Source organism: Mycobacterium sp. 852002-10029_SCH5224772 (assembly GCF_001667315.1).
Classification (GTDB): Bacteria; Actinomycetota; Actinomycetes; order Mycobacteriales; family Mycobacteriaceae; genus Mycobacterium.
Window position 1 is genome coordinate 76,988 of record NZ_LZHT01000046.1, and the last position, 12,867, is coordinate 89,854.

At 69.2% G+C, this 12,867-nt stretch carries 10 protein-coding genes; 7 read left to right on the plus strand and 3 right to left on the minus strand.

Annotated elements, in window-relative coordinates:
- Positions 1-22: 22 nt before the first annotated feature.
- Genes A5775_RS10690 through A5775_RS10700 form a run of 3 tightly spaced genes read right to left on the minus strand, consistent with a single transcriptional unit; the run spans position 23 to position 4,018 of the window.
- Positions 23-2,002 carry an alpha/beta hydrolase gene (locus tag A5775_RS10690; RefSeq protein ID WP_067251680.1) on the minus strand — a complete coding sequence of 660 codons (1,980 nt, stop codon included), beginning with the start codon at positions 2,000-2,002 and terminating at the stop codon, positions 23-25.
- A 39-nt stretch (positions 2,003-2,041) separates the two neighbouring features.
- Positions 2,042-2,551 carry a pullulanase gene (locus A5775_RS10695; RefSeq protein WP_067251682.1) on the minus strand — a complete coding sequence of 170 codons (510 nt, stop codon included), beginning with the start codon at positions 2,549-2,551 and terminating at the stop codon, positions 2,042-2,044.
- A gap of 24 nt (positions 2,552-2,575) precedes the next feature.
- Positions 2,576-4,018, minus strand: coding sequence for a CCA tRNA nucleotidyltransferase (locus tag A5775_RS10700; protein WP_067251684.1), 1,443 nt, complete (start codon positions 4,016-4,018; stop codon positions 2,576-2,578).
- 93 nt (positions 4,019-4,111) lie between these two features.
- Between A5775_RS10700 and A5775_RS10705 the strand changes: the two genes are divergently transcribed.
- The 7 genes from A5775_RS10705 to A5775_RS25350 all read left to right on the plus strand — a co-directional run.
- The gene (locus A5775_RS10705; RefSeq protein WP_067251686.1) at positions 4,112-4,309 is read left to right on the plus strand and encodes a hypothetical protein; all 198 of its coding nucleotides are present in this window, start codon (positions 4,112-4,114) and stop codon (positions 4,307-4,309) included.
- A 94-nt stretch (positions 4,310-4,403) separates the two neighbouring features.
- Positions 4,404-5,138, plus strand: a complete 735-nt coding sequence (locus tag A5775_RS10710) for an NUDIX hydrolase (protein WP_067251689.1) — start codon at positions 4,404-4,406, stop codon at positions 5,136-5,138.
- A complete protein-coding gene (locus A5775_RS10715; protein WP_369827816.1) occupies positions 5,135-7,522 on the plus strand; it encodes a hypothetical protein in 2,388 nt (795 codons plus the stop codon). Before A5775_RS10710 ends, A5775_RS10715 begins: the two co-directional genes overlap by 4 nt.
- 65 nt (positions 7,523-7,587) lie before the next feature.
- Positions 7,588-11,166, plus strand: coding sequence for a murein biosynthesis integral membrane protein MurJ (locus A5775_RS10720; RefSeq protein ID WP_067251691.1), 3,579 nt, complete (start codon positions 7,588-7,590; stop codon positions 11,164-11,166).
- Between the two features lie 78 nt (positions 11,167-11,244).
- Positions 11,245-11,832: an RNA polymerase sigma factor SigM gene (gene sigM, locus A5775_RS10725; RefSeq protein WP_067251693.1), complete on the plus strand. Its 588-nt coding sequence runs from the start codon at positions 11,245-11,247 to the stop codon at positions 11,830-11,832.
- A gap of 60 nt (positions 11,833-11,892) precedes the next feature.
- Complete coding sequence (locus A5775_RS10730; protein ID WP_067251696.1) at positions 11,893-12,669, plus strand: hypothetical protein; 777 nt, start codon at positions 11,893-11,895, stop codon at positions 12,667-12,669.
- Between the two features lie 103 nt (positions 12,670-12,772).
- A partial coding sequence (locus tag A5775_RS25350) for an FAD-dependent oxidoreductase (protein WP_139826568.1) occupies positions 12,773-12,867 on the plus strand: 95 nt, incomplete at its 3' end.

Genomic DNA, 12,867 nt, shown 5'->3' on the forward strand with positions numbered 1-12,867 from the left:
CGAACCGCAGCCCCCATCGCTCCTAGAAGCCATGGCCGTTGGTGATGGTCCGCGCCGGGCGATCCCATTCCGGGTCGACGGCGATGGGCATCCGAATCTCGACATGCGGCAGCGAGACCGTTCCCACGGGAGTGTGCACCTCATGAGGAATCGCGATCCGCGCTTGAGCTCGTTCGGCCGCCAGCATGCCTTCGGCTGCTAAACGATCGCCGCGCCCGGTCACGATTTCAGTCATGTTGTGCAGCGCTTCGCTGCCCACGTCGTAATAGTGCGCGTGGTCGGTGAACCATGGCGTGAGGCTGTGCGAGCCGGCGACTTCGGCGCGAAAGCGAACCGCCCCGAAACCTTCATGGGCAGGATCGGCGCCCAGCCCGGCCCACGGACCGACGGGCTCGCCAAGTGCTTCGTTGAGTCCGTTCGGAAGCCCGCTGCCCGAGTCCCCGATCCAGCTGATCGCATCGGTCGACGCGGCGCCTACGTACAACCTGCCGCCGTCGAGACGAAAGTCCGCGGCACGGTGCACCAAATCGGTTCCCGGGCAACCGGTTAGCACGGCATCATTGGCGCGCATGCCACTGTTGACGAATGCGTCGGCCACGGTCGTCGCCCCGTAGGAATGGCCGAGGACGGTCACATGGCTCGGGGTCCGCTCGTCATGGGTGGATGCAAGGCCGTTGACATCGGCGGCCAGCAGCACACCCGCCTGCCGCGCCCTCCACGGAGTGCCGACCTGTTCCAGTTTGGCTGGGTCGGTGAGGGCCTGCTGCCAATGGGGGTGATCGAATTCCGGTGCGTCATAACCCATCCACGCCACCACCGCGGTGGGGCGGTCGGGGTCGGCCTTCAAGGATTGCTGGTAGAGGTTGATGGCGTCGTCTGGCCCGTCGGACATCCACCCTCCCCTGACACTGCTGTTGGTCCCGGGAACCATGACGGCCGTGTTCCGGGACTTGTCCGGGTTGCCGATTGCGATCGCCGCCCTGCCCTTGCCGTCAAACGCGAGGGGGTCGTAGGCCCAAAGCATGATCGGGAGCCCTAGATCGGCGTCGGATCCCTTGTCGCGCTCGAGGAAATCATTGGTCCTCACCGCATTCTGGTATCTGACGATGTCGGTGCCGCATAGACCGTATTCCCATGGGTGTGTGAACACATCGGCATTCCGATTGTTGAGCGCGCTGTCGCGCAACGTTTCCGGCGCTAGCCCACGCTGGCGGGCGGCGTCTTCGACCGTGTGCAGGTCGTCGTTCATCGCCGCGTGATTCGCCGAGTCGCGCACGTCAGCCGGGATGCCGTTGAGGTTGCCCAACTCGGGTGGGTGTTGATCGGTCAGGAGTCGCTTTTGGTTGGCACTCAACGAGTCCCACCAGCGATTGACCTGATCCGGGCTGGTGTCCGACGGCGGTATCAGCAGCTCGTCGACGCCACTGATCTCGACCGGGTTAGCACCGTCTGTCCGCAAACCGCCCAGCGCCGCCCGGAGCACCGTCGCATACCGGTCACGAATCTGGCCGAGCACGAACACGATTGCTTTCGTCTCCGCGACGGCTTCCCCGCGCAGATCGTCGACGCCGCAGTGGTCACCGTCGTCAAGGGCTCCGCAAATCTCGTCGTCGATGTCTTGTAGGTCGTACTCCAGCGCGGTGAGGTACCACGCGGAAGTTCGTTGGGCTTCGGCCAGCGCAGCGGCGATATTCTCCAAATCAGCTGCGATCTTCGGTAATTGCTCGGCCTGCAAACCCAGCGACACAGACACACGTTGCACCTCGTCGGAGTCGTTGACGGGATGCTCGCCGCTTCGCCGATTCCACGCCGCCTCGAAGCGACGCCGTGCTGCCTCGAAGGCGGCGACGGCCTCGCTTGTGCTGGCGCCGGCGGCACGGAAGGCCTGCGCTAAATCGGAGATCCGCGCCGGGCGGCCAGATTGCAGGCTGGCGCTGATCGGCCACGGATCACCGCCGGCCTCAGCGACGAGAAACGGGATGCTGATGTAGCGGAGTTCCATCGCGGCGGCGGTCGAAACGAAATCGCTTTGCTAGCAACCTCATAGGGGGCTTGCGCCGTCGGCGAGACCGTCGCCGTCGGTGTCGGTCAGCCTGACGTTCCACTTGCCGTCGCCGTCGGTGTCAACGTATCCGGTCACACCGTTGTCGTCAGAGCGCAGCACCCGGTCGGCCAGCCCGTTGCCGTCGGTATCGAGCAGCCGGTCATCCGAACGACCGTGGCCGTCGAAGTCGACCAGCGGACCGCCGGTGTGCTCGACACCGTCGAGACCGAACCAACGCAGTTGGCCGCCGCGGTCCATGGCCACCGCCCACGTCCCGGATCCGTCGTCGGTGAAGTAGGCCTCGGGGGTGCCGTCGTTGTCCAGATCGAGCACAGCGTGATCGACGCTGCCATCGCCATCGAGATCCGCGAGCGCGTCGTCGCGCAGCCCATCGTGGTCGAAGTCCATCCCGATCGATTCGAAACGGCCGTCACCGTCGAGATCGAGATCGGGTTGGCCGTGCCAGATCGCCGCCGCGCCATTGTCACCACCCAGGCAATAGTCCACGACTAGTCGGACGCAACACCGCCGCTAGTCGTTCCCCCGAGACTGCCACCACGCCAACAACTCCGCGGTCGCCTCGTCGGTGTCCAACGGACCGCGTTCGAGCCGCAGCTCCTTCAAGAACCGCCACGCCTCGCCGACTTGAGGGCCGGCCGGGATGCCGAGCAGCTCCATGATTTGGTTGCCGTCCAGGTCCGGGCGCACCCGCGCCAAATCCTCTTGGGCGGCCAGCTCGGCGATCCGCTTCTCGAGCCGGTCATAGCTGGCTTGTAGCCGCGCGGCCCGGCGCTTGTTGCGCGTCGTGCAATCGGCGCGCACCAGCTTGTGCAGCCGCGGCAGCAGCGGGCCGGCATCGGTGACGTACCGGCGCACCGCGGAATCGGTCCACTTGCCCTCGCCGTAGCCGTGGAACCGCAGATGCAGATAGACCAAGTGCGAGATGTCCTCGACCATCTGCTTCGAATACTTCAAGGCCCGCAACCGTTTTCGCACCATCTTGGCGCCGACGACCTCGTGGTGGTGGAAACTCACGCCCCCGTTGGCTTCGTGGCGCCGGGTGGCCGGCTTGCCGATGTCGTGCAGCAGCGCTGCCCAGCGCAGCACCAAATCCGGGCCGTCGTCTTCCAACGCAATCGCCTGACGCAGCACGGTCAGCGAGTGCTGGTAGACGTCCTTGTGCTGGTGGTGTTCGTCGATGGCCATTTGCATGCCGCCGACCTCGGGCAGCACCACCTCGCCCATGCCGGTTTGAACCAGCAGATCGATCCCGGCCGTCGGGTCGTCGCCGAGCACCAGTTTGTCCAACTCGGCGGCCACCCGTTCGGCACTGATCCGGGCCAGCTGCGACGCCATCTGTTCGATCGCCTCTCGCACGCGCGGCGCGACGGCGAAGCCGAGCTGTGAGACGAACCGCGCCGCCCGCAGCATGCGCAGCGGATCGTCGCCGAAGGACACCTCCGGTGCCGCCGGGGTGTCCAGCACCCGCTCGCGCAGCGCCCCCAAACCGCCTAGCGGGTCGAGGAATTCGCCCGGCCCCTCCGCCGTAACGCGTACGGCCATCGCGTTGGCCGTGAAGTCACGGCGCACCAGATCGTCCTCGAGGCGATCGCCGTATCGCACCTCGGGATTTCGCGACACCTGGTCGTAGGTGTCGGCGCGAAACGTGGTGATCTCCAAGCGATGATCGCCCTTGCCGACGCCGACGGTGCCGAATTCGATCCCGGTGTCCCACAGGTTGTCGGCCCATCGCCGCAGGATGTTTTGCACCTGCTCGGGGCGTGCGTCGGTGGTGAAGTCGAGATCGGGACTCAACCTACCCAGCAAGGCATCCCGTACCGAACCGCCGACGAGGTAGAGCTCGTGGCCCGCGGTGGCGAACGCGGAGCCCAGCTCGGCCAGCATGGGCGCATGCCTATTCAGCGCGACCGCGGCGGCGGTCAGCAGCTCGGCATCCTGGGCGGCGTCAGGCACGTTCGATCAGCCTAGTCGGCTGGTGACGAAATGCCTGTGTGAGGAGCCTCGCACCTGCATGTCCTCGTCGTCGAGCTCGCGACGTGGCTCTTGATGCCCTATTCGATCGTCTTCGTGCTTCCGGTAGTCCTCGTTTATATGGCGATTTCTGCGTTTCTCGCGTGGGCGTGGCCTTCCGGGGTGGTCGGTCAGCTCGGTCGCGGGATGTTTATCGGCAGCCTGTCCGGGCCGCTGTCCCTGATCGTCTTCGGCGCGGCCTGGGCAATAGCGCATGCGATAGGCCCGATCTGACGCAGCGGAACAGTCGTGGCTATTGCGCGTTCGCGCACCCCCCCAGCGGCGAGTATGTCCAGGAGAGCATGCCGTGCCAGCTACTATCGCTTGGGTGTCGGACGGCGAACAAGGCAAACCACGTCGGCGCCGGGGGCGGCGCCGCGGTCGTGGCGCGGCGGCTTCGTCCGAGAAGCAGAGCAACGCTCAAGTGACCGGTGATTCGACCGCCACCAAACCGCGCCGATCCCGTGCGTCTCGCCGCGGGCCGGAGCAGCTGCGCACCGTGCACGAGACGTCCGCCGGCGGGCTCGTCATCGACGGCCTCGACGGACCGCGCGACTCGCAGGTGGCCGCGCTGATCGGTCGCCTCGACCGGCGCGGACGGATGCTCTGGTCGCTACCCAAGGGGCACATCGAACTCGGTGAGACCGCCGAACAGACCGCTATTAGAGAAGTAGCCGAAGAGACCGGAATCAACGGCAGCGTGCTGGCCGCGCTCGGGCGGATCGACTACTGGTTCGTCACCGAAGGCCGCCGCGTACACAAGACCGTGCACCACTATCTAATGCGTTTCTCCGGCGGCGAGCTCTCCGACGAGGACCTCGAAGTCGCCGAGGTGGCCTGGGTGCCCATGCGGGATCTGCCGTCGCGGCTGGCCTACGCCGACGAACGCCGCTTGGCCCGCGTGGCCGACGAATTGATCGACAAGCTGCAAAGCGACGGCCCGGCGGCGCTTCCGCCGCTGCCACCCAGCTCGCCGCGGCGCCGTCCGCAGACGCATTCGCGGACCCGGCATTCTGACAAACCGGCCACGGGCCGGAAGAACGGTCACGGACCGGGGCCGTGATGGCGCCGCCTTTCTGTTGGGCCGGCTTGTTGCGCATCACGGTCGTGCTCGGCATCGTGGCCGGACTCGCGGTACTCGCCGGGCCGGTGGTTCCGCCCGCGGCGGCGGGCGAGCCGGGTGCGACGCCGTTCGTCCGCGTTCGCATCGATCAAGTCACCCCGGACGTGGTCACCACGACAAGCCCGCCCGTCGTGACAGTCAGTGGCATGGTGGTCAACGTCGGTGACCGCCCGGTCCGCGACGTCATGGTCCGCCTCGAACACGCCGGCGCGATCACCACCTCCGCGGGCTTGCGCACCACCCTGGACGGCGACACCGACCGGTACGACGCGGCCGCCGATTTCCTCACGGTGGCCCCCGAGCTGCAGCGCGGGCAAAAAGTCGGCTTCACCCTGTCGGCCCCGCTACGCGCGCTGACCAAACCGTCGCTGGGGGTGGAAAAGCCCGGCATCTACCCGGTCCTGGTCAACGTCAACGGCACACCCGACTACGGCGCTCCCGCCCGGCTGGACAACGCGCGATTCCTGCTGCCGGTGGTGGGGGTGCCGCCCGACAGCGCCGACGACGCGGGCTCCGCCGTCGCGCCCGACACCTCCAAACCCGTGTGGATCACCATGCTGTGGCCGCTGGCCGACCGGCCCAGACTGGCCCCGGGCGTGCCCGGCGGAACGATCCCGGTCCGGCTGGTCGACGACGACTTGGCCACCTCGTTGGCCAGCGGCGGCCGCCTCGACATCCTGCTGTCGGCGGCCGAGGTCGCCACGAGTCACGACGTCGACCCCGACGGCGCCGTCGGGCGCGCCCTGTGTTTGGCGATCGATCCGGACCTGCTGGTCACCGTCAACGCCATGACCGCCGGCTACGTCGTGTCCAATTCCCCCGACGGCCCGGCTCAACTGCCGGGGACCCCGACCCACCCGGGCACGGGACAGGCCACCGCGGTCGAATGGCTGAACCGCCTGCGCGCGCTCGCGCACCGCACCTGCGTGGCCCCGCTGCCCTACGCGCAAGCCGATCTGGATGCCTTGCAGCGCGTCAACGATCCCGGCCTCACCGCCACCGCCACCACCACCGGCAACAGCATCGTCGACAAAATCCTGGACGTCTCCTCGGTCCGCGGGGCCACGCTGGTCCCCGACGCCCCGCTGACCCGCCGCGCGGTCAAGCTGCTCAGCGGCAACGAAGGCACGGTTGCGATCGCGGCCGCCGAGGCGCAGGGCTCCTCGGAGACCAGCGTCGACACCGCACCCCGGCGGTTGTCCCCGCAAGTCACGGTCGCGCCGTTCGATCCGGCCGTCGGCGCCGCGCTGGCCGGAGCGGGATCCACCCCCGAGGCGCCCACCTACCTGGACCCCTCCCTGACGGTCCGGCTGGCGCACGATTCGGTGACCGCGCGCCGCCAGGACGCCTTGGGCTCGATCTTCTGGCCCGCGCTGCGGCACGACGACGCGCCGCGCACCCAGATCCTGGTCCCGCCGGCCACCTGGAATCTGCAAGCCGACGACGCGCAGGTGATGCTCACCGCGCTGAGCACCACCATCCGCTCCGGTCTGGCGGTACCGCGCCCGCTGCCGGCGGTGGTCGCCGACGCGTCGTCCCGCAGCGCACCAGCGGAGGCCGCGTACGCCGACACCTCCGCGCGGGGGCAGTTCAACGACGACGTCACCGCCGGGATCGCCGGGCAGGTCGGCCGGTTGTGGGGCTTGACGTCCGCGCTGATGACCGACGACCGCACCGGGCTGACCGGCGTCCAGTACACCGCGCCGCTGCACGAGGACATGCTGCGCGCGCTGAGCCAGTCCGAACCCCCCGACTCCCGCAACGGGTTGGCGCAGGAGCGCCTGGCCGTGGTCGGTAAGACGATCAACGACTTGTTCGGCGCCGTCACGATCGTCAACCCGGGCGGCTCGTACACGCTGGCCACCGAGCACAGCCCGCTGCCGTTGGCGCTGCACAACGGCCTGGCCGTTCCGATCCGGGTGAGGGTGCATGTAGACGCCCCGCCGGGGATGAACGTCACCGACGTCGGTCAGATCGAACTGCCGCCCGGTTACCTCCCGCTGCGGATTCCGATCGAAGTCAACTTCACCCAACGCGTCGCCGTCGACGTGACCTTGCGGACGTCGGACGGGCTGCGGCTCGGCGAGCCCGTGCGGTTGTCGGTGCACTCCAATGCCTACGGCAAGGTCCTGTTCGCGATCACGCTGTCCGCGGCGGCGGTCCTGGTGCTGCTGGCGGGGCGGCGGCTGTGGCACCGCTTCCGCGGCCAGCCCGACCCCGCCGACCTGGACCGCCCCGACCCACCCCACGCCCGGCACGCCGCCGAACCCGGCGGCACACGCGACGACGCCGACCAGCGGGCCGAACAAGAGCACCGAGTATGACTCCCGCCTACCGGCAGGCCCCCTCCCACCACCACCGCCTGCCAGAGTCGCCCCGGCGTTCCCCGATGCAAGGGTCACCGCCGACCGGGCCGCTGCCGCCCGTACCCGCCGGGATCGATCGTCGCCGCCCGGAACTGTCGGACGCCGCGCTGGTGTCGCGGTCGTGGGCGATGGCCTTCGCGACGTTGATCAGCCGGCTCACCGGCTTCGCCCGGGTGGTGCTGCTCGCCGCGATCCTGGGCGCCGCGTTGTCCAGCGCCTTCTCGGTGGCCAATCAGCTGCCCAACCTGGTGGCGGCCCTCGTCCTGGAGGCGACGTTCACCGCGATCTTCGTGCCGGTGCTGGCACGCGCCGAGCAGGGCGACCCCGACGGCGGCGCGGCGTTCGTGCGGCGCCTGGTCACGCTGACGACGGCGCTGCTGCTCTTCGCCACCGCGGCATCGGTGCTGGCCGCACCGCCGCTGGTGCGGCTGATGCTGGGGCGCGCCCCGCAAGTCAACGAGCCATTGACCATCGCCTTCGCCTACCTCCTTCTCCCCCAGGTCCTCGCCTACGGCCTCACCTCGGTGTTCATGGCGATCCTCAACACCCGCAACGTGTTTGGGCCCACGGCGTGGGCACCCGTCGTCAACAACGTCGTCGCACTGGCCACCCTGGCGATCTATGCCGCCGTCCCCGGTGAACTGTCGGTCGATCCCGTCCGGATGGGCAACGCCAAGCTGCTGGTGCTGGCCATCGGCACCACCCTGGGCGTCTTCGTACAAACCGGAGTTCTGCTGGTCGCGCTGCGGCGACAACGCGTCGACCTGCGCCCGCTGTGGGGCATCGACGAACGCCTCAAACGTTTCGGCACCATGGCCGCCGCCATGGTGCTCTACGTGCTGATCAGCCAGCTCGGCCTGGTGGTCGGCAACCAGATCGCCAGCACGGCAGCGGCATCCGGGCCCGCGATCTACAACTACACCTGGATGGTCCTGATGCTGCCGTTCGGCATGATCGGGGTGACGGTGCTGACGGTGGTGATGCCGCGGCTGAGCCGCAATGCGGCCGCCAACGACACCAAGGCCGTGCTCGCCGACCTGTCGCTGGCCACCCGGCTGACGTTGATCACGCTGATCCCCATCGTGGCGTTCATGACGGTTGGCGGCCCCGCGATGGGCAGCGCGCTGTTCGCCTACGGCCATTTCGGAAACGTCGACGCCGGGTACCTCGGCGCCGCGATCGCCCTCTCGGCATTCACGCTCATCCCCTACGGCCTGGTGCTCTTGCAGCTGCGGGTGTTCTACGCGCGCGAGCAGCCGTGGACGCCGATCGTGATCATCCTCGTCATCACGGCCGTCAAAATCCTGGGCTCGGTGCTGGCGCCCCACCTCACCGACGACCCCAAGCTGGTGGCCGGTTTCCTGGGGTTGGCCAACGGCGTCGGCTTCCTCGCGGGCGCGCTCATCGGCTACGTGTTGCTGCGCCGCACCCTGCTGCCCGCCGGCGGACACCTGATCGGCGCCGGCGAACTGCGGACGATCCTGGTGACACTCACGGCGTCGATGCTGGCCGGATTGATCGCCCACGTCGCCGATCGGCTGTTCGGGCTGGACCGCCTCACCGAGCACGGCGGCGCCGGCTCGCTGCTTCGCCTGTTGGTGCTGGGCCTCATCATGCTGCCGATCACGGCGACGGTCATGCTGCGCGCGCAGGTTCCCGAAGCCCGGGCGGCGCTGGACGCCCTCCGGTTCCGCATCACCGGTCGGGGGCCGCGGCCGCCCAAACCGACTGCACCGGATCGATCGTCTCACCGGCGCCCGGTCACGTACCCTGAGCAGAGGAATTCGTCCCCGCCTGGGGTCAATGCGGTCCAGGAGCCGATCCGGCGCAGGCCTCCGGAGCCGGCAACCCGAGCCGGGCTAGCGAAAGGACCGGAGGTGACCGACCGCCCGATGGAGAGCCCCGCATCCAGCGCAGGGCCCGGCACAGGGTCGGGCACTCCGCGGCCGGTCGCCGACGACTTCCAGCCCGACATTCCCGCCGACGAGCCGCAACCGCCGGCGCCACGCCCGCCCGACCACCGCCTCCCCGACCCGGCCAACGGCGACACCGCGAGCGAATCCCGGCGCGGCCCAACCCCCCTCGAAGCACCCCGCGAGCGCGCTGCGGACTCGTCGGCAGACGACGTCCATCTGGTTCCCGGCGCCCGAATCGCCGGCGGCCGGTACCGATTGCTGGTGTTCCACGGCGGCGCACCGCCGCTGCAGTTCTGGCAGGCGCTGGACACCGCGCTGGACCGGCAGGTGGCGCTGACCTTCGTTGACCCGGACGGCGCCCTGCCCGACGAGGTGCTCCAGGACATCCTGTCCCGCACGCTGCGGCTCAGCCGCATCGACAAACCCGGCATCGCCCGCGTGCTCGACGTGGTGCACACCGGCTCCGGCGGGCTCGTGGTCTCCGAATGGATCCGGGGCGGTTCGCTGCAGGAGGTAGCCGACACCGCACCGTCACCGGTGGGCGCCGTGCGGGCCATGCAGTCGCTGGCCGCCGCCGCCGACGCGGACCACCGCGGCGGCGTCGCCCTGTCGATCGACCACCCCAGCCGGGTGCGGGTCAGCATCGAAGGCGATGTCGTGCTGGCGTACCCGGCGACCATGCCCGACGCCAACCCCCAAGACGACATCCGCGGCATCGGGGCCGCGCTGTATGCCCTCCTGATCAATCGGTGGCCCCTACTGGAGAGCGGGGTCCGCAGCGGGCTCGCGCACGCCGAACGTGACTCCTCGGGCAATCCCGTCGAACCCATGGCCGTCGACCGCGACATCCCGTTCCAGATCTCCGCGGTGGCCGTCCGCGCGGTCCAGGAGGACGGTGGAATACGCAGCGCTTCAACGCTTTTGAATCTGCTTCAGCAGGCCACCGCGGTCGCCGACCGCACCGAGGTGCTCGGCCCGATCGACGATTCGCCCTCACCCTCAACGGCGCTCATCTCGCCCGGTCAGCAGCAGGCCTTCGCGCGCCGGCGGCGCAACGTGCTCATCGGCGCCGGCGCCGGTCTGGCCGTCATCGTGGTCGCCCTGCTGGTGCTGGCGTCGGTGGTGAGCAAGATCTTCGGCAACGTCGGCGGCGGCCTCAACAAGGACGAGCTCGGACTGAACGGCCCCTCGTCGTCCGCGTCGGCGTCGTCGACCACCACGTCCGCGGCGGCCGGCAGCGTCGTCAAACCCACCAGGGCAAGCGTCTACTCCCCCGACGGCGAGGTCGACAACGCGAGCACGGCCGGGCAGGCAATCGACGGCGATCCCTCCACCGCCTGGGCGACCGAGGTCTACACCGACGCCGTGCCCTTCCCCACTTTCAAACAGGGCGAGGGCCTGATCCTGCAACTGCCCAGCCCCACCGTCGTCGGCCAGGTCGCCATCGATACGCCCAGCACCGGGACCAAGGTGGAGATCCGCGCGGCGTCCTCATCGGCGCCGTCCTCCCTCAACGACACCAAGCTGCTGGCTCAGGCCTTCACGCTCAAGCCCGGCCACAACATCATCCCGGTCAGAGCCGGTTCGCCGACGTCGAATCTGCTGGTGTGGATCTCGACGCTGGGGACCACCAACGGCAAGAGCCAGGCCGGCTTTTTCGAGATCACGGTCCAGGCCGCGTCCTGATCCGCGGCCGTTCCACAGACTCACATGAGCGCTTCCGAGTGAAGTGCCGCCCGATACCGGATTGGTTACTGTCCGGCCGTGGGCTTCGGGGGAAACGTCAGGCGCGACCGCAGTGACGCCGAGCTGCTGGCAGCCCATGTAGCGGGCGACCGCTACGCCTTCAGCGAGCTCTTTCTGCGTCACCGGCGCCACCTGCACCGGCTTGCTCGGCTCACCACCCGCACCCCCGAGGACGCCGAAGACGCGCTGCAGGACGCCATGCTCTCCGCGCACCGCGGCGCCGGCGCGTTCCGCCACGACGCCGCAGTCGGCAGCTGGCTGCACCGCATCGTCGTCAACGCCTGCCTGGACCGGCTGCGCCGCACCAAGGCCCACCCGACCGTTCCGCTGGAGGACGTCTACCCGGTCGCCGATCGGACAGCCCAGGTCGAGACGACGATGGCGGTGCAGCGCGCCTTGATGCGGCTTCCCGTCGAGCAACGGGCAGCGGTGGTGGCCGTCGATATGCAGGGCTACTCGGTGGCCGACACCGCCCGGCTGCTCGGCGTCGCCGAAGGCACGATCAAGAGCCGGTGTGCCCGCGCCCGCGTCCGCCTCGCCGAGCTGCTGGGTTACCTCAACTCCGGGACCCACGCCACACCGGAGGGCGCCACCGGGCAGGCCTGAGCAGGTCCCACGCGGGACTGTCCGTGGCCATCCTTCGGCGCATGACGGACACTGGGTCCGATGGACGCGGCGGCGAACGATGAGGCGGATCACCGCAACACGGAACCGGACCCGCCGCTGACCGTCGAACTCCTCGCCGACCTGCAAGCCGGCGTGCTCGATGACGAGGCCGCCGCACGTGTTCGCCGGCAGGTCCGCGCCGACCCAAGGGCCGCGAACGTGCTGGCCGCCCTGAACCGGGTCCGCCGCGACGTCGCCGCTGCCGGCACCGATCCGGCGCCGGACCCACCCCCACAAGTTGCCGCCCGCATCTCCGCGGCGCTGCGGTCCGCGGATCCCCCGCCCGCCGGTGCGGCCGGCCAGGCCACTCACTCCGCACGCCCCCACCTCCGGCCGGCCCGAACCCTCGCGGCGGTCGCCGGTCTGGGCGCGGCGCTGGCCGCGATCGGCTTCGGCACGGTAGCGCTGCTGCACGCTCCCGAACCCGCCCCGAGCACCCCCGGCGACATCGAGCACATCACGGTGTCGACGCCGCCGATGGAGATCCCGCTCTCCCCTGACGAAATCCTCGGCCTGCTCGATCGCGCTCCCGACTTTGGCCCGTCCAGCGGCACTCTCAGCGACCCCTCCCGGCGCGCCTCCTGCCTCACTGGCCTCGGCTATCCAGCGGCCACACCGGTGCTCGGTGCGCGCCCGGTCGAGATCAACGCCCGCCCCGGCATCGTCCTGGTGATAGCCGGCGACAGCCCGCACGTCCTCGCCGTCTACGCGGTGTCGCCGAACTGCAGCGCCGCCGATACCGGACTGTTGGCCAACACCCAGGTGCCCCGGCCCTAATGTGGTGCCATGGGTGGTGCCCGTGTTATTCCAAACTCCCGGGAACAGCCGTGCCTACGCTGGCGTTTATACGGATTCAGAGACGATCGCTCGAAAGGTTTTCATGACCGCCGACACTGTGCATGACGTGATCATTATTGGTTCGGGTCCTGCTGGGTATACCGCGGCGTTGTATGCGGCGCGGGCGCAGTTGGCGCC

Coding starts and splice junctions, on each gene's coding strand:
- A5775_RS10730 (WP_067251696.1), top strand. CDS start 11,893: ATGGACGCGGCGGCGAACGATGAGGCGGATCACCGCAACACGGAACCG.
- A5775_RS10720 (WP_067251691.1), top strand. CDS start 7,588: ATGCAAGGGTCACCGCCGACCGGGCCGCTGCCGCCCGTACCCGCCGGG.
- A5775_RS10705 (WP_067251686.1), top strand. CDS start 4,112: ATGCCCTATTCGATCGTCTTCGTGCTTCCGGTAGTCCTCGTTTATATG.
- A5775_RS10690 (WP_067251680.1), bottom strand. CDS start 2,002: ATGGAACTCCGCTACATCAGCATCCCGTTTCTCGTCGCTGAGGCCGGC.